Raw genomic sequence first — 16,861 nt, forward strand, 5'->3', positions numbered from 1 at the left:
GCCTTGGCCACCTCCGCCGCACCCGCCCTGCCCGCCAGCTCCAAAAGGATCGGCTCGGCCAAGCCGGCCTGCTCATCCGACAGACCGGCAACCGCGGCGCAGATGGCCTCGGCCACCCCCGCCGCCAACCCACCGGCGGCCAACATCTCCCGCACCCGAGGCAGACGCGCCAGCTCCACCGCCAACGTCAGCAGGCGGCCCGCACCCGCCACGCTCATCCCGCCCGCGGTGCGCAGCCAACTGCGGGTGGAGGCATGCCCATGCCGCTTGGCCTGCCCTGCCCGATGCACCCGCCCGACTCGATCAGCAAGAGCACACGTGATCCGATCCCGCGCGAACATCAACTCCTCGGCCTCGGCCAGGCAGATATCCACATCGTCCGGAACCGCCGCCAACGCCAACGCCTGCGCCGACTCCCTCAAAGAGGCCACCAACACCCACGACGACCGACCCTGGCGATCACCCGCGCCAGCGGTACCCGCCCTGGCAGAGCCCGCTCCGGCAGAAGCCGCGCTGGCGGCGCTCCCGGCATCGTCGGCCTCCTCGCCGTTGCCGGCGGCTCCTTCTTTCGGGCCTCCACAGCCGCAGACGCATGAATCCTTGGAAACCCACAACGGTGAATCGGCCGTCAGCCGATCCCACCAGCCGCCGTCGGTGCCGTTCGAACGGTGGGGACGATCAGGATCGACAGCGAACGGATCCATGACACCTCCCACCTGATTCGAACTCGTGTATGAATTCTTTCACGCCAACGCATCGCGAACACCTGTGAGCGGCGATTTGTTGGAGCGACAGGTTGGGCGGGAGGTGCCCGTCAGATCCGGCCGATGTCGGCGGGCAGGTCGAGGGCGAGCACGTGGTCGAAGTGGAGGAAGGTCTCGAACCTGGAACCCGGCGTGACCGACTCGTCGGCCTCCAGGTCGCGCAACAGGCGCAGCGCCTCCGGTGTGTCGAGGTCGTCGTCCAGTGCCCGCTGGACGCGCTCGGCGTGGGCGTCGTCGATCGGGCGGCTCGGTGACTCGGCCCATTCGGCCACCCGGCGCCGAAGCCGCCGCAGTTCCTCGTCGGCGGCGCGAAGGGCGTCCCAGGTGAGGTCGACCGGCCGCCGGTAGTGGTGCTCGAGCAGGGCCAGCCGTACGGCGAGGGGGTCGAGGCCGGCGGCGGCGATGCCGGACAGCGAGACGACGTCGCCGGTGCCGGTGGGGCGGCCGTCGAACAGCAGGCGCCCGGAGTGGGCCCAGTGGGCGGCGGCCTCCTGACCCGTCGCGGCGTTCGACTGGGCCCGCGCCCTCTCGTGGTGGGGGGAGCACAGGTCGGCCCCGCCCACGTACAGGTCGAAGCGCGCGCCGAGGAAGCGCAGCGGCGTGGCCGAACATTCGATGTCGCGGCCGGGCAGACCGCGTCCCCATGGTGCGGCCCAGACCGCCCCGGCGCCGCCGTCCGCCGAATCCCCCAGAGGCTCCCACAGGGGCCAGTCGGACGCCGAGCCCGGCTTGCCGGAGATGCCCCCGTACGCGGGGAAGGAGGCCGCGTCGAAGAACACCGCCCCTTCGGGGGTCACGTAGGCGTGGCCACGCTCGATGAGCCGTCCGATGAGCTCGATCACCAGGCCCATGGTCTCGCTGGTACGGGGGGAGTGCTCGGGGGCGCGCATGTTGAGTGCGAGCGTGTCGGCGTCCATCGAGGCGCCGTCTCCGCCGCCGAGGTCGGAGACGTTGCGGCAGGCGAGCACCCGCAGTCCGGCGCGCTCGGCGACGCGGCGGACCAGGTCGGCGAGCAGGGCGGGGCGCAGGTCGGCGAGGCCGGCGGTCTCGTGCGCGGTGCAGGTGTACACCCGCAGGATCCGCGAGCCGGCCGGGGCGGCAGGCACGACCTGCCGGGTCAGGGTGTCGTGGAGCCGCAACATGGTCCGAGCCTACGTGCTGCCCCTGACATCCCTTTACCCGGAGTCAGGCGAGGAAGGTCAGGATGTCGCGGTCGCCGCGCTCGCGCAGGCGATCGAGGACCTCCTCCCGGGCGATCCCCTCGGGCAGGCCGATGCGCGCGCCGATGAGCCGCAGGCCCTCGGCCTCCGACGCCACCGGAGCGGTGTACCCGATCAGGTGCAGCGCCTGGTTGATCGCGGGCAGTCCGGCCGCCGCGGCGGGCAGGAAACGGGTCAGCAGCTCGCCGCCGTCGGAGACCGTGAGGAAGACGTGGTCGCCCTCGGACGCGTTGTACTCGGCCAGCACGTTCCTGATCGAGCCGATCGTCGGCTGGTTGTGCCAGCTGATCACCACCTCGCCGGAGGCGGTGGAGGCGGTCAGCTGGCCGCCGGGCGCCATGCCGAGGTGCGCGGCGAAACCGGTCGGCAGCGGGGAGCCCGAGCCGCGCAGGTGCTCGGCGTTCACGTCCACCCGGTGCCACCAGCGGCCGTCCCTGCTGCGGAAGCAGCGGCGGGTCATCGACACGTCACGGCGCGGCTGGTACGGCTCGGCCTGGTCCTGCCCGGCCACCCTGATGTAGCCGCGCTGGGTCCGCTCGAAGCCCGGTCCTCCGGCGTACGCCCTGATGGAGCTCTCGCTCACGTCGTAGCGGGAGGTCAGGTTGTCGACCACTGTGCTCACGGACGCCTCGCCGCCCGCGCGCTCGATCTCCCGGATGATCATCTCCCGGATGCCGAGGTACTCGTCGCCGCCCCAGCGCCGCAGGCCGTACTTGCTGCGGTCGAGCCGGATGAACCGCTCGTCGGAGGCGAGCTGGTTGCGGATGCCGACGAGGCTGTAGTCCTCGCCGATGCGCGTCTGGATCTCCTCGGGGGTCAGCGGCGCGCGGGTCACCGCCAGTACGGCCTCCGCCTTGTCGCCCATGCTGCGCGGCCAGGGGACGACGTGGCCGTCCAGTACGCGCAGGTGCGGCACCGACGCGAGCCAGCGCTCGGCGACGTCCTCCCGGATGCCGAGCTGGGCGACGAGGGAGACCGCCTCGTCGAGTGGCCGGGGGCCGTCGGTGAAAAGCTGCCGTGTCTTCTCCCTGAGCTCGTCCGCGCCGCCCGCGACCAGCCAGCCGTCCACCTGCTCGTACCCCGTGAGCAGCGTGCGGACGAACCGCCAGGCGGGGATCGCGAGCGTGATCAGCTCGGTACGGTGCCACGGCACGGCCGCCGCGAGGTCATCGGCGGGCACGGCCGAGCCCAGCCGGGTGCGCAGCCAGGACAGGTGGGCGTTCAGCGGCGCGGCGGCCGGGCCGTTCAGCCAGTCCATCACGTGGTCGCGCAGGTCGCGCTCGATCTGCCGGATGCGCTCACGGGTGACCGAGAAGCGCTGGGCCAGCTCGTCCAGGGTGGCCCGCTGGGCCTGGCCCGGCTGCTGGGAGGCGTCGAAGTAGAGCCGGTCCCGCGCGATGGCCCGCTGGCGGTCGTCCAGCCTGGCGAAGATCTCGTCGATGATCTCGGGCATCGGCCGCTCGGGGAGAGCGGGCGGGACCGCGGCCCCGGCAGGCTCCCGTGCCGGCTCGGTGGCCAGCAGCTTGTCGATCACGTCGACGTACAGCTCGTGGACGCTCTCCCGCGGGCCGGGCGTCTGCAGGCTCTCCTCGGGATGGGTGAACCTCAGCAGCGGCAGGATGTCGCCGAGGACCAGGTGCGCCCAGCAGGCGATCGTGAGGTCGGCGAGCCGGGAGGCGACCTGACCGGTCCCCACCGCCGCACAGGCCCGGTCGAGGGGGAGCGCCTGCCACCACGCGTCGGGAAGACCGGGGTCGCTCGCGATCGGCTCTACCTGGCTGGGCGCGGTCCAGCGCAGCGGAGGCACGATGTCGCTAAGGCTGAGGTTCATGCAGGTCCAACCGGCAAGGGGAATATATCCGCAGTTCAGACTAGGGGATCCGACGTCAGGCCGGGATGAAGGGACTGGCTCGGCCGGAATAGGACACGTAGAGCAGCTCCCCTGCCCGCGTACATGCCACGTAGAGCAGCCCCCGTTCGCGTTGCAGATCGTGCGCCCGGGCCGTCGGATCCTCGTCGGCCGGGGTCAGCGCGTCCGGCGCCGGCACGATCCCGTCAGCCACGCCTATCACGGCCACGCGGCGGAATTCCAGCCCTTTCATGCCATGAAGGGACGTGACTTTGACCGTGATGCCCGCTTCGCGTAGTGCGGTACGGGCGCTACGCACGAGGTCGGGGGTGCGTGCGGCGACCGCGATCTGCGCGGTCGGCACGCCCTCCTCCAGCCACTCGGCCACGGTGGAGACGAGCCCGGCGATCTCCGCCTCCGCGCTCACGTACTCGCGCACCGTCGGACGCGGGCCGTGGTCCAGCGCGCGGTAGCCGTACATCGCGGCGTTGCCCGCGACGAGTCCGTCCGCGGGGCCGCCGCCCCGCAGCCGCACCCCCCACGAGAGGATCTCGGCGGGCAGGCGGTGGGAGATCCTCAGGCGGAACCCGCGGGCGGGGATGCCGACGTCCGCGAGCGCGACCCGCGTGTCGAACATCCGCTGGTGCGGGTCCCCCAGGATGAACAGGTCGTTGGGCGCGGCGGGGACCGCCGCGCGCAGCAGCCGCCACTGCGCCGGGTGCAGGTCCTGCGCCTCGTCCACGACGATGTGCCGGTACGGCTCCCGCCCCGGCGCCTCGTCGCCCAGCAGATCGCCGACGGCCCGCCCGAGCAGGCCCGCCGCCTCGGAGGCGAGCTGGAGCAGGGTGCGCCGGCCGGACTCGCGCAGCCGCCGTACGACGTGCTGGACGGCCTCCCACACCATCGTCCTCGACTCGGCGTCCAGGCGGACGCCGCGGCCGGGCCGGGCCGCGGTCTGGTACTCCTCCAGCGTGCGAAGGTCCTGCGCGAGGATCACCTGTTCCCACTCGCGCAGCAGGAAGGCGCTGCCGAAGCGCCCGACGGCCGCCTCCTGCCACAGGTCGGCCAGGTCGTCGGAGGAGACGAGCGCCGGCGCGCGGCCCTCCGCCGCGGCGACGATGCGGTGGGCGATCCTGTCGACGTTGCCCACCTCGACGCGCTTGCGGACCAGCTCGTCATCGATGATCATGTCGAGCCGCGCGGACAGCTCGGTCGCGAGGCCCTGCGAGAACGTGACGAGCAGCACCGGGCCGGTGGCCGCGCGGGCCAGCAGGGCGGCCCGGTGCAGCGCGATGACCGTCTTGCCGGTGCCCGCGCCGCCGGTGATCAGCACCGGCTGCTCGTACGCCGGCCAGTTGGCGTACGTGTGCTGCGGCGGGTACAGGAACGTGCACCAGGTGGGCAGCGTGAGGATGCGCTCGAGCTCCGCGGCGTCGGCGGCGAACGCGGCCCGGTCGGGGCTGCGCCGCAGCGCCGCGAGCAGGTCCTCGGGGTCGACGTCGTCGGCGACGCGCGAGCGGCAGGCGTCCAGCTCGCGCCAGGCCGCGGCGAGCGAGCCGCCGCGGGCGAGCGCCGCGAGCGGCGCGTACTGGCTCTGCGGGAGCATGGGCTCGACGGCCGCGAGATGCGACTCCGACGTCATCAGCCGCAGCAGCGGCAGCAGGCGGGCGTCGACGCCGATGTTCAGCAGGTCGGTGTCGCACCAGTGGTCGAAGAGCGGCCGGCCGCCGGACTCCGCCGCGCGGCGCAGGGCGGGCTCGACCCGCTCGAGGGCCTCGGCGTCCCAGGTCTCGACGATCCCGATCGCCGTGTTCACGCCGACCCTGTGCCGCTGGGCGTACGACCACGCCTCCGCGTCCGGGAGCACGGTGAGCAGCCAGTAGACGTCCTCCTGCCGCACCACCACCCCCCGGTGACGGTCGGCGAGCCGGAGCGTGGCGACGCGGGGATCGCGGCTGTTGCGCACCCTCTCGGGATGCGGCGCGGCGGACGCGTTCAGCAGGAACCTGCGCACCGCGACGGCGACGTCCCTGCGGACGGTCCGGGTGAGCGCGCCGAGCCCGCGCAGGAACTCCGGGGAGATCGCGAGCCGGGGCATGGGCTATCCCAGCAGGGTCAGCAGGTCGCGGTCCCCGCGTTCCCGCAGCCGCGCGAGGAGTTCCGGCCGCTCGACGGCTCCGGTCAGGCCGACGCGCGTCGCGATCACCTGCTCCGCCTGCTCGGGCGTGCCGCTCGGCGTGGTGTGGCCCACCAGACGCAGGGCCCGGCTCGTCTGGTCGCCGCCGTCGGCGGCGGGCAGGTGCCGTACGCGCAGCGTGCCCTCCTCGGACAGGGTCAGGAAGATGTGGCTGCCCTCCTCCGCGGAGATCTCGCTGAGAAGGCGCTGGAGGGAGTCCAGAGCCGGCCGCGCGTGCCAGGAGAGCGCGACCTCGCCGGCCGCGCTGTGCACCGTGCGGTCCTCGCCCGGCGCGAGGCCGATATAGGCGGCGAACCCGCTCGGCAGCGGCACCTCGACACCGTCGAGGTGCTCGCCGGACACGTCCACCCTGAGCCACCACCTGCCGTCCGGCTGCCGGAAACACCGCCGGGTCAGCGCCACGTCCTTGAGCCCGCTCTGTTGCCGGTCCGCCTTCTGTGCGCGTAGTTGCGGCACGCTCTCCAGCCACTGCCGTGCCACGTCGGGACGTACGCCGAGAGAGGAGATCATCTCCAGCGCCTGGGAGACGGTCGGCGGGCGCTCTGCCGAGGCGATCAGGTTCCGCGTCTTCTCCCGCAGTTCCTCGATGTCGCCGGCCACGAGCCAGTCGCCGGACAGGCGGTGGCCGGGGAGCGTGGCGAGCACGAACCGCCAGGCGGGCACCTCCAGCGAGCGCAGCTCGCGCTCGTGCCACTCGGCCGCCGCGACGAACCGCGCCTTGGGGACCGCGGCTCCGAGCTCGTCGGTGAGACGGGCCAGGTGCTCGTTGTACGGCGCCGCCGCGGGCAGCGCGAGCCAGCGCGACAGCCGGTCGCGCAGGGCCGCTTCCGACTCGTGGATGACGGCGGGAGGGACGGCCAGCAGTTTGGCCAGTTGCTCGGGCGCGGACGGCTCGCCGGTGAAGACCCGGTTCTGTGCCACCATCCAGGTCTGGTCGTCCAGGTCGCCGAACGCCGCGTCGATCAGCGCGGGCAGATCCTGTTCCAGAGCCGGCTCGGCCTCCTCCTCCGGCGGCATCCCTTCAGGGGGCGTCTCCTCCGGAGGCGCCTCCTCGGGAGCCGTCTCTTCGGGGGCCATCTGTAAGAACACGGCGGTGAAGAGAGCCGTCAGCACGGGCCGTGCCTTGACGAACGGCTGGTCGGCGAGTTCCCGGCCGGACAGCGCGAGCAGGCCGTGCCACGACCCCGCCCGGTCGAGCGCGATCGCGACCTGGGGGTCGTCGGCCTCGTCGGGGTCCATTACGTGCAGCGCGGGCAGCACGTCGCCGACGGCCGCCGCCGGCCAGTGGTCGAGCGCGAGCCCGGTGAGCAGGTCGCCGAGCGCCTCGGCGTCCAGGACGGCGAGCACGCGGTGCAGGGGCAGCGTCCGCCACCAGGCGTCCGGCAGGCCGGGCCGGTCGGTCAGCGCGGTGATACGGGCAGCGTCACTCCAGCGCAGCGGTGGCACGAGGTCACTCAGGCAGAAGTTCATGCTTTCCCCATCACTCACAGAGACCAGTCCATAGTCTGGCAAATCGCCCCCGCTGTGGTGGAGGTTCGGGGTTCACGCGACTCGCGGCTCAGCGGCGTTCGGCCGCGAAGCGGAGGCGGACGTAGTCGGCCATCCAGCCGGTCTCCCGGCGCAGGGCGGGGGCGGCCAGTTCGTTGACCCGGCGCAGCAGCGGCTCCACGGCCGCCGGGGGGACCCGGTCGAGCAGCGAGCCGGCGAACATCCGGACCCAGTCGGCCGCGCCGTTCGGGCACTCGTCGAGGGGGGTGGGGCGGTCGAAATACTCCAGCAGCCGGACCGTGAAGCCGCCCTTCTCCAGGCGGAGGGCGTACTCGGCGGGACTGGGGAAGTACCACGGAAACTCGGGCTCGGGCAGGCCGTACTCGCGCCAGGCGGTGAACACGGCGGCGGTCAGGGCCGCGCAGTTGCCCGCGCCGCCCATCTCGGCGACGAACCGGCCGCCCGGCCGCAGCGCCTCCCGCACGCAGCCGATCACCGCGTCGGGGTCGCGGCTCATCCAGTGCAGCGCCGCGTTCGAGAACACCGCGTCGTACGGCTGGGCGACGGTGAAGTCGTGACCGTCGCCCACCGTGAAGTCCAGGCCGGGATGGTGCGCGATGGCCTGCTCGATCATGGAGTGGGAGCCGTCGATGCCCAGGACCTGGGCGCCGCGCGCGGCGACGTCGGCGGTCAGCACGCCGGTGCCGCACCCGAGGTCGAGCACGCGCTCACCGGGGCGAGGGTCGAGCAGTTCCACCAGCGGGGCGCCGTGCGCGGAGACGTATCCGAAGGAGCTGTCGTAGGCGCGAGCGTTCCATCGGGTGAGACTGGGAGTTTCGTACCTCAAGATCGGCTCGCATTCTGACACGTGGTGCCCGGTGTCGGGATTGCCGCAGACTCATGCCGACTTGTGAGACTGCTGGGCTAACGACACACTTTACGGCTTCCGTCGCCTCCGCGAGATCAGGTGGCTCAGCCGACCATCCGGGCCCAGTTCGCGGCCATGTACGACTTGGCCCGATCCTGCTCGGGGACGCTCAGGATGACCGGGTCGCCGGACACCGTGGGCAGCCTGGCGGCGGCGCCCCTGTCGAGCGTGTCGCGCATCTCCATCGCCTCGATGCGGGCGGGGCGGGCGAACGCCTTGAGGAAGAGGTTCTGGCCCTCGTCGGACAGCAGGAACTCCTCCCAGAGCCGCGCGGCGGCGGGGTGCGGGGCGTCGGCGCTGACCGCCTGCATGTAGTAGGAGGCGAGCACCTCGTTCTTGGGGATCGTCACCCGCCAGGCCGCGGCGCCGCGTCCGGAGGCCGCCCGCGCCGCGTTCATGAAGTCCCAGTCCACCATGGCGGTCGCCTGGTCGGGCCGGCCGAGCATGCCGCCCTTCTTCAGCCGCGCGAACAGGTTCACGCCCCGCGCGGCGTCCGGCAGCCCCTTGCCGAGCGAGGCGGCCATCACGGCGTCGAACGCCGACGCCACCCGGCGCGGGTCGCCCGGCAGCGCCACCACGGTCCCGGGCCTGGCCAGCGCGCCGTACGACGCGGGGGCGGGCACCTTCCGGGGGTCGTAGCCGATCGACATGTAGCCGCCGTAGGCGGCGAACCAGCGTCCCCTCTGCTCCTTGACGTCGTCGGGGATGTCCGCCCAGCCGGTCACCCGGTAGGGCGCGAAGAGCTTGGCGTTGGCGACCGCGACCTCCAGGGTGAGGTCGAAGACGTCGGGCGCCTGCTTGGTCCCCTTCAGCCGGGCCGCGGTGTCGATCTCCTGCTTGCTGCTCGCCTCCGGCACGATCGAGGTCACCTTGATGCCGTACTTGTCGGAGAACCTGGCGATGATCTCCTTGTAGCCCACCCAGCCGCCCGGCAGGCCCACGACGGTGAGCGCGCCCTCCTTCTTGGCCGCCTCGACGAGCCTGTCCATGGTGCCGAACCCGGACGCCAGGCTGTCGGCGCGGGGGTTGAGGGGAGGCAGCGGCTTGTCCGACGAGGACGGCGACGACGGCTTCGAGCACGCGGAGGCCGCGGACAGGAGGATCGCCGCCGAGGAGATCGTCACGACGCAGGCACGTATGGTCACGCCGCGTATGCTCCCCGCGTCGCGGCGGCCGTTCGCGTCGGCGCGCTAAGGGATTACCGAGTCGGCGTCCGCACCATGCACGCCGATTACCGGGCGGGCGGCGCGGGCGGCACGATCTTGGCGGCGGCCAGGGTGTCCTCGGCGATCTCGACGAGGCTTCCGTCCCGTTTCCGTACGATGAGCACGCCATCGTGCCAGGACTCCAACACGCCGACCGCGTCCCGGTACCCACCGGGCACCCTGCGCCGCGTCGTCACCCGTTTGCCCACGTCGGCAGGGGTGACGGCGACCACGAGACGGGCTCCGAGCCGAGGGGCCACCACGATTGCCCCCCTCCTGTTCCAGCTAGTCGGCAGGCACCGCAATACTAGGGCTAGCAACCCGCGGTCGAGCCGTGCAACCCAGAAGGAGCCTGAGGTGACGTACGTCATCGCGCAGCCTTGCGTGGACGTCCTGGACAAGGCGTGCATCGAGGAATGCCCCGTCGATTGCATCTACGAGGGCGAACGCATGCTCTACATCCACCCCGACGAGTGCGTGGACTGCGGTGCGTGCGAGCCGGTGTGCCCCGTAGAGGCGATTTTCTACGAAGACGACCTTCCCGAGCAGTGGAAGGACTTCTACAAGGCCAACGTCGACTTCTTCGAGGAGCTGGGCTCGCCCGGCGGCGCCTCGAAGGTCGGCAAGATCAACAAGGACCACCCGGTGGTCGCGGCGCTCCCGCCGCAGGGTGAGGACCACTGACCGACGCCTGACCGGCGTCGTCCGTGACGACTGGGGGATTTTCTTTGCTTGCGTTGCCGGACTTCCCATGGGATCGGCTCGTGCCCTATCAGGACCTGGCACGGGCGCATCCCGGCGGGATCGTCGACCTGTCGGTCGGCACGCCGGTCGACCCGGTTCCCCCGGTCGCCCGCGAGGCGCTCGCCGCCGCCGCCGACAGCCCCGGCTATCCCCTGACGTACGGCACGCCGCGGCTGCGTGAGGCGGCCGCGGGCTGGCTGCGGCGGCGGCACGGCGTCACGGTCGACCCCGGCGACGTGCTGCCGACCATCGGCTCCAAGGAACTGGTGGCCTGGCTGCCGACGCTGCTCGGTGTGCGCCCCGGCGACCGCGTGGTCTTCCCCGAGCTCGCCTATCCCACGTACGACGTGGGCGCGAGGCTGGCCGGGGCCGAGCCCTACGCGTCCGACGGGCTCCTCGCGCTGGGCCCGGAGCGGGTCCCGCTCGTCTGGGTGAACTCGCCGTCCAACCCCACCGGGCGCGTCCTGCCCGCCGAGCACCTGCGCAAGGTCGTCGCGTGGGCGCGCGAGCGCGGCGCGGTCGTCGCGTCCGACGAGTGCTACATCGAGCTGGGCTGGGAGGAGCACCCGGTCTCCGTCCTCCATCCGGACGTGTGCGAGGGCTCCCACGAGAACCTGCTCGCGGTCCACTCGCTGTCGAAACGGTCGAACTTCGCCGGATACCGCGCGGGCTTCGTCGCCGGCGACCCCCGGCTCGTACGGCGGCTGCTGGAGGTGCGCAAGCACGCCGGCATGATGATGCCCGCCCCGGTCCAGGCCGCGACGGCGGCCGTGCTCGACGACGACGCGCACGCCGACGAGCAGCGCGAGCGGTACGCCCGGCGCAGGGCGGTGCTGCGGCCCGCGCTGGAGCGGGCCGGCTGGCGGGTCGAGCACTCGGCCGCCGGGCTCTACCTGTGGGCCACGAACGGCTCCGGCTGCTGGGACCAGGTGCGCGCCCTGGCCGAGCGGGGCATCCTCGTCGCGCCGGGAGAGTTCTACGGCGACGCCGGGCGTGGGCACGTCCGCATCGCCATCACGGCCACGGACGAGCGCGTCGATGCGGCGGTCAGCCGCCTCCAGTAGGATCGCGCGCCATGACGACAGCGATCGTGATCGTGCTGAGCCTCGCCACGGTCGTCATGCTGGGCGTCCTCGCCGTGGCCCGGCGCACGCGGGCGCGCCGGCCGGTCCGCACCCCGCCCGCCCCCGCGGGAGGGTCCTCGTCGCCCGACCCCGCGGCGGACCCGGACTTCTTCGACCCCCGCACGATCCGGGTGGGGGACACCGTCTACGTGGAGGCCGCCCGCTATCGGGCCGTCGGCGCCCTGCACTGCACCATGCAGGGCGAGAAGTGGACGGAGTACCTGCTGGACGAGGGCGCCCGGCGGTACAACTGGCTGTCGGTCGAGGAGCGGCCGGGCGTGGAGGGCGAGCCCCTCCACCTGGAGGTCCTGCTGTGGACCGATGTGCCGACCCAGGGCATGGTGCCGGCCAAGCACATGCTGATCGTGGACGGCGTCGAGTTCTCCCCGATCGAGCGCGGCACGGCCGCCTTCCGCTCCGAGGGGACGACCGGGCTGCCCGAGCGCGGCCTGCTCGACTTCGCCGACTACCGGGCGGGCGACGGCCGCCTGCTGTCGTTCCAGCGTGTCCAGGGCGGTCAGTGGGAGACGTCCTACGCCCGTCCGCTCACCCCCGGTTCGGTCCGGGTGGATCGGCTGCCCTGATCACCGGGGTAGGTTCTGCTTCGTGGAACGGCGCCTTACCAAACCTGTCGTGACCGTCGTGGTCATCGTCGTCCTGCTGGGCGCGGCCATCTTCTACGGCGCCTACCTCTTACTGAAGCGGACCGAGCCGTTCGCTCTGGGCGAACACTGCATCGTCAAGACCACCGACGGCACGCTCGACATCGACATCGAGCAGGCCCAGGTCGCCGCCACCATCGCGGCCGTCGCCGTGCGGCGCAAGCTGCCCGAGCGCGCCCTCCAGATCGCCTACGTCACCGCGATCCAGGAGTCCAAGCTGGCCAACCTGCCGTACGGCGACCGCGACTCGGTGGGCGTCTTCCAGCAGCGGCCCTCGCAGGGCTGGGGGACGGTCGAGCAGTTGCAGGACCCCGTCTACGCGACGCGGAAGTTCTTCGCCGCCCTGGAGAAGGTGAAGCACTACCGGACCCTGCCGCTGCACGAGGCGGCCCAGGCCGTGCAGCGCTCCGCCGACGGCTCGGCGTACGCCGAGCACGAGTACGACGCCAAGATCCTCTCGGCGGCGTTCATCGGGCGCGTGCCCCAGGCCGTGCACTGCTGGTACCCGCCCTCGGACAAGCCGGCCTCGCCGCAGCCGGAGGTCGCGCGCAAGCAGCTCGTGCGCGCGCTCGGGACGGACTCCGCGCCCAAGCGCGGCTGGCTGGTGGCCGCCTGGTACGTCGCCCACGCGCAGAAGTACCACCTGCGCCAGGTGCGCTTCGAGGGCGTCACCTGGACGGCCGCCAGCGGGCACGACGGCTGGCGCAAGAACGCCAAGCCCGTCGCCACCGTGCAGATCGCGTGAGCCTGTGGATTAGGGTCGGGTGACATGCGGCTTGACCTTGCCCAGGACGTGGGCGCGCTGACGGCGCGACTGGTGGACATCGAATCGGTGAGCGGCGCGGAGAAGGCGCTGGCCGACGCCATCGAGGAGGCACTCGTCCCGCTGCCGCACCTGACGGTGCTGCGGGACGGCGACGCCGTGGTGGCGCGCACCGATCTCGGCCGGGCCGAGCGCGTGGTGATCGCCGGGCACATCGACACGGTCCCGGTGGCGGGCAACCTGCCCAGCAGGGTCGAGGACGGGGTGCTGCACGGGTGCGGCACCTCCGACATGAAGAGCGGCGTGGCCGTCCAGCTCAAGCTCTGCCTGCTGGCCGAGCCGAACCGCGACCTCACCTTCGTCTTCTACGACTGCGAGGAGGTCGAGGCCGAGCGGAGCGGCCTGCTGCGGCTCACCCGCACCCATCCCGAATGGATCGAGGGTGACTTCGCGGTCGTGATGGAGCCGACGGACGGGCTCATCGAGGGCGGCTGCCAGGGCACGCTGCGGGCCGACATCACGGTGAAGGGCGTGCGGGCGCACAGCGCCAGGTCGTGGGAGGGCGTCAACGCCATCCACGGCGTCGCGCCGGTCCTGGAGATCCTGTCGGGCTACGAGGCGCGGCGTCCGGTGGTGGACGGCCTCCGGTTCCGCGAGGGGCTCAACGCGGTGGGCGTACGCGGTGGGGTGGCCGGGAACGTGATCCCGGACGAGTGCGTGGTGACGGTGAACTACCGCTTCGCCCCCGACCGCACGCTGGAGGAGGCGTTCGCGCACGTCCAGGAGGTCTTCGACGGCTTCGACGTGCGCCTCACCGACGGCGCGCCGGGCGCGCGGCCCGGGCTCACCCACCCGGTCGCGGCGGCGTTCGCGGCCGCGATCGGCGGCACGCCCCGGGCCAAGCTCGGCTGGACCGACGTCGCGCGCTTCTCCGCCCTCGGCATGCCCGCGGTCAACTGCGGCCCGGGCAACCCCGACATCGCGCACACGGCAGGGGAGAACGTGAGCCTGGCGAAGATCGTCGAGAGCGAGCGCCGCATGACGGCCTGGCTGACCGCATGACCCGTAGATAGAAGAAAGTGGCTCTCCTCGCCGGCCATTTGGCGGGGAAAGCCACTTTCGTCCCGAGCAGCACCCTCGTTCCTTAGACGGGGCCTCGGCGACGACCGGTTCCATCCTTCCGCGGATGTTTTTCAGATTTCTCCGGAACGTTTGGGGCGTGGGCGCCGGGGCAGCGCGTTCGTCTTGCACCGTTACCGATCCCGACCGTTAGCGTGACCGTCATGAACCACTCCCGACCCGAACGCCGGCAGGGTCCGTCCCTGGTCCGCGGCGGCCTCGTCCCCGAATCCACCCACGACCAGCGCCTGCTCGACCGCCGTGGTCCCACCGGCTGGCTGCACGAGGATCCCTGGCGGGTCCTGCGCATCCAGTCCGAGTTCGTCGAGGGCTTCGGCGCCCTCGCCGACCTTCCCCCCGCCGTGACCGTCTTCGGCTCGGCCCGCACCGGTCCCGACAGCCCCGAGTACGAACTCGGGGTGAAGGTCGGCTCGGCGCTCGCCAAGGCGGGCTACGCGGTGATCACCGGTGGCGGCCCCGGCGTGATGGAGGCGGCCAACAAGGGCGCCCTCGAAGCCGGCGGCGTCTCGGTCGGTCTCGGCATCGAGCTGCCGCACGAGCAGCGCCTCAACGACTACGTGGACCTCGGCATCGAGTTCCGCTACTTCTTCGTGCGCAAGACGATGTTCGTCAAGTACGCCAGCGGGTTCATCGCCCTGCCCGGTGGTTTCGGGACGCTCGACGAGCTGTTCGAGGCGCTGACCCTGGTCCAGACCCGGAAGGTCACCTCGTTCCCGGTGATCATGATGGGTGTCGCGTTCTGGGCGCCGCTCATCGACTGGGTCCGCGACACGCTGCTGACCACCGGCAAGATCTCGAAGCAGGACGTCGACCTGATCTCGGTCACCGACGATCCCGACGAGGCCGTGCGGATCATCGTGGAGGCCGACCGGCGCGCCGCCAATCAGTAGGGTTGCCCTGTGTTCGTCTGCGTGTACTGCTCGTCCAGCCAGAAGATCGACCGCAAGTACCTCGACCTCGCCCGTGAGGTGGGGACGGAACTGGCCCACCGCGGCCACGGTCTCGTCAGCGGAGGTGCGATCGTCTCCTGCATGGGCGAGGTCGCCCGGGCGGTCCGGGCCGGCGGCGGCCACACCGTCGGCGTGATCCCGCAGGCCCTGGTCGACGTCGAGATCGCCGACACCGACTCCGACGAGCTGATCGTCACGGCCGGCATGCGCGAGCGCAAGGGGATCATGGACGCGAGGTCCGACGCGTTCCTCGTGCTCCCGGGCGGCATCGGCACCCTGGAGGAGCTGTTCGAGATCTGGACCTCCAGGGTGCTCGGCATGCACGAGCGGCCGCTGGTCGTCCTCGACCCCTGGGGCCTGTACGCGCCGCTGCGCGACCTGGTCGACGGCATGTACGAGCAGGGCTTCACCCGGCCGAACGTGTTCGACGCGATCTCGTGGGCGACCACGGTGGAGGAGGCGCTCGACATGCTCGAGCTGTCCACGGTCCGCCTCAGCCCCACGGGCGAGGAGCTCGGCGAGAGCTAGGCCAGGCCGCGGCGGGTCAGGGCGGGGGGCCTGCGGCCCAGCAGGGCCTCGGTCATGTCGAGGGCCTGCCGTACGTCGTGGGACGTCCGGAAGACGCTCGCGCCCGCCCAGGCGAACGCGGCGGCGGCCGCGAGGGCCTCGGTCTCGTCGCCGGGGAGCGTCACGACGACGGTGCGCCCCGCCCGGGCCAGCGCGGACACCTCCGGCAGCGAAGCGGCCTCGACCCAGCCGGGCTCGGTCTCGTCGTCGGGCCCGATCACGCGCGTCATGCTTCCATGCTCGCACGCCGGAGAGTTGTGGCACGATTCGTATGTGCTGGTCGTACTCGTCATCGCCGGGCTCGCCGTGATCGTCTGCGTGGTCATGGTCTCGTTGGGACACGGCGGCGAGATGGCGGAGTTCCCCCCTGACGCGCCGCCGCTCGATCTTCCCGCGGCCGGTCAGGTGACCCCCGCCGACCTGATCGCGCTTCAGCTCCCCATCGGTCTCGTGGGCTACAGCACCCAGGCCGTCGACGAGACCCTGCACCGCGTCTCGGTGGCGCTGGGGGAGCGTGACACCCGTATCGCCGTGCTTGAGCAGCGCGTGGCCGAGTTATCGTACGCCCGGCCGCAGGTGCGCCAGGAGACGCGGCAGGCCGAGGCGGAGCAGACCGACGACGCCGACGAGAGCCGGGCCGAGCGTGACCGCGCCGAGGCCGAGGAGGCGTGGTGACGACGCACGACGGGCTGGTCCGCTGCGGGTGGGCGGGCACGACGCCCGACTACGTCGCCTACCACGACGAGGAGTGGGGCCGTCCGGTCCGCGGAGACGACCTCGTCTTCGAGCGGATCACCCTGGAGGCGTTCCAGTCCGGCCTGTCGTGGCTGACGATCCTGCGTAAGCGGGACAACTTCCGAAAGGCGTTCGCCGGGTTCTCCATCCCGGCGGTGGCGGCATTCGGCGAGAGCGACGTGGAGCGCCTGCTCGCCGACACGGGCATCGTGCGCAACCGCGCCAAGATCGAGGCGGCCGTCGCCAACGCCCGCGCCGCCGCGGAGGTGCCGGGCGGGCTGTCGGCGCTGGTATGGCGGTACGCCGAGGAGCCCGGGCGGGTGCCCGCCACCCTCGCCGACGTCCCGGCCAGCACCGCCGGCTCCACGGCGCTGGCCAAGGACCTCAAGAAGAACGGCTTCCGCTTCGTCGGGCCCACCACGGCGTACGCCCTGATGCAGGCCATCGGCCTGGTCAACGACCACGTGGCCGACTGCCACGTCCGAGAGGCCGTCAGCGCCCTGCGCCGTGTCTGATCGCTTCGAA

18 protein-coding genes are annotated in these 16,861 nt (G+C 72.1%); 9 read left to right on the forward strand and 9 right to left on the reverse strand.

Going from position 1 to position 16,861, the window contains the following annotated elements; all coding sequences use genetic code 11:
• From ACWEQG_RS38135 to ACWEQG_RS38170, 8 genes are all read right to left on the reverse strand, one after another.
• The coding region (locus tag ACWEQG_RS38135) for a hypothetical protein (protein WP_452292400.1) at positions 1 to 704 on the reverse strand (704 nt) is incomplete at its 3' end.
• Positions 705 to 814: 110 nt separating this feature from the next.
• On the reverse strand, positions 815 to 1,906 hold the full coding sequence (locus ACWEQG_RS38140; protein WP_452292402.1) for a cysteine--tRNA ligase: 1,092 nt from the start codon (positions 1,904 to 1,906) through the stop codon (positions 815 to 817).
• Between the two features lie 43 nt (positions 1,907 to 1,949).
• Positions 1,950 to 3,815: a sigma factor-like helix-turn-helix DNA-binding protein gene (locus ACWEQG_RS38145; RefSeq protein WP_452292404.1), complete on the reverse strand. Its 1,866-nt coding sequence runs from the start codon at positions 3,813 to 3,815 to the stop codon at positions 1,950 to 1,952.
• Positions 3,816 to 3,870: 55 nt separating this feature from the next.
• Positions 3,871 to 5,931, reverse strand: a complete 2,061-nt coding sequence (locus tag ACWEQG_RS38150) for a UvrD-helicase domain-containing protein (protein WP_452292406.1) — start codon at positions 5,929 to 5,931, stop codon at positions 3,871 to 3,873.
• A gap of 3 nt (positions 5,932 to 5,934) precedes the next feature.
• Positions 5,935 to 7,518: a hypothetical protein gene (locus ACWEQG_RS38155; protein WP_452292408.1), complete on the reverse strand. Its 1,584-nt coding sequence runs from the start codon at positions 7,516 to 7,518 to the stop codon at positions 5,935 to 5,937.
• A 70-nt stretch (positions 7,519 to 7,588) separates the two neighbouring features.
• Positions 7,589 to 8,365 carry a class I SAM-dependent methyltransferase gene (locus tag ACWEQG_RS38160; RefSeq protein WP_363462083.1) on the reverse strand — a complete coding sequence of 259 codons (777 nt, stop codon included), beginning with the start codon at positions 8,363 to 8,365 and terminating at the stop codon, positions 7,589 to 7,591.
• Between the two features lie 125 nt (positions 8,366 to 8,490).
• Entirely contained in the window at positions 8,491 to 9,591 is a 1,101-nt protein-coding gene (locus ACWEQG_RS38165; protein ID WP_452292410.1) for an ABC transporter substrate-binding protein, read from the reverse strand.
• An 86-nt stretch (positions 9,592 to 9,677) separates the two neighbouring features.
• On the reverse strand, positions 9,678 to 9,914 hold the full coding sequence (locus ACWEQG_RS38170; protein WP_396706218.1) for a putative acetyltransferase: 237 nt from the start codon (positions 9,912 to 9,914) through the stop codon (positions 9,678 to 9,680).
• A 94-nt stretch (positions 9,915 to 10,008) separates the two neighbouring features.
• Between ACWEQG_RS38170 and fdxA the strand changes: the two genes are divergently transcribed.
• From fdxA to ACWEQG_RS38205, 7 genes are all read left to right on the forward strand, one after another.
• Positions 10,009 to 10,335, forward strand: a complete 327-nt coding sequence (gene fdxA / locus ACWEQG_RS38175; RefSeq protein WP_346228349.1) for a ferredoxin — start codon at positions 10,009 to 10,011, stop codon at positions 10,333 to 10,335.
• A gap of 44 nt (positions 10,336 to 10,379) precedes the next feature.
• Positions 10,380 to 11,459, forward strand: a complete 1,080-nt coding sequence (gene dapC / locus ACWEQG_RS38180; RefSeq protein ID WP_452292412.1) for a succinyldiaminopimelate transaminase — start codon at positions 10,380 to 10,382, stop codon at positions 11,457 to 11,459.
• Positions 11,460 to 11,470: 11 nt separating this feature from the next.
• A complete protein-coding gene (locus ACWEQG_RS38185; protein ID WP_452292414.1) occupies positions 11,471 to 12,103 on the forward strand; it encodes a DUF4178 domain-containing protein in 633 nt (210 codons plus the stop codon).
• Positions 12,104 to 12,152: 49 nt separating this feature from the next.
• On the forward strand, positions 12,153 to 12,926 hold the full coding sequence (locus ACWEQG_RS38190; RefSeq protein WP_452292416.1) for a hypothetical protein: 774 nt from the start codon (positions 12,153 to 12,155) through the stop codon (positions 12,924 to 12,926).
• Positions 12,927 to 12,950: 24 nt separating this feature from the next.
• Positions 12,951 to 14,006, forward strand: a complete 1,056-nt coding sequence (gene dapE, locus ACWEQG_RS38195) for a succinyl-diaminopimelate desuccinylase (RefSeq protein ID WP_452292418.1) — start codon at positions 12,951 to 12,953, stop codon at positions 14,004 to 14,006.
• 221 nt (positions 14,007 to 14,227) lie between these two features.
• Positions 14,228 to 14,974 (forward strand): LOG family protein, encoded by a 747-nt coding sequence (locus ACWEQG_RS38200; protein ID WP_363462095.1) that lies wholly within the window; start codon positions 14,228 to 14,230, stop codon positions 14,972 to 14,974.
• Between the two features lie 9 nt (positions 14,975 to 14,983).
• Positions 14,984 to 15,562 (forward strand): LOG family protein, encoded by a 579-nt coding sequence (locus ACWEQG_RS38205; protein ID WP_363462097.1) that lies wholly within the window; start codon positions 14,984 to 14,986, stop codon positions 15,560 to 15,562.
• On the opposite strand, the gene ACWEQG_RS38210 is transcribed toward ACWEQG_RS38205, so the two are convergent.
• Entirely contained in the window at positions 15,559 to 15,831 is a 273-nt protein-coding gene (locus tag ACWEQG_RS38210; protein ID WP_452292419.1) for a hypothetical protein, read from the reverse strand. The two genes, ACWEQG_RS38205 and ACWEQG_RS38210, sit on opposite strands and share 4 nt — an antisense overlap.
• A 43-nt stretch (positions 15,832 to 15,874) precedes the next feature.
• Here ACWEQG_RS38210 and ACWEQG_RS38215 point away from each other — a divergent pair, with 43 nt between their 5' ends.
• The gene (locus ACWEQG_RS38215; RefSeq protein ID WP_452292421.1) at positions 15,875 to 16,276 is read left to right on the forward strand and encodes a hypothetical protein; all 402 of its coding nucleotides are present in this window, start codon (positions 15,875 to 15,877) and stop codon (positions 16,274 to 16,276) included.
• Positions 16,273 to 16,851: a DNA-3-methyladenine glycosylase I gene (locus tag ACWEQG_RS38220; RefSeq protein WP_452292423.1), complete on the forward strand. Its 579-nt coding sequence runs from the start codon at positions 16,273 to 16,275 to the stop codon at positions 16,849 to 16,851. The genes ACWEQG_RS38215 and ACWEQG_RS38220 overlap by 4 nt, the downstream gene beginning before the upstream one ends.
• Positions 16,852 to 16,861 lie beyond the last annotated feature (10 nt).

This window comes from Microbispora sp. NPDC004025, assembly GCF_053604425.1.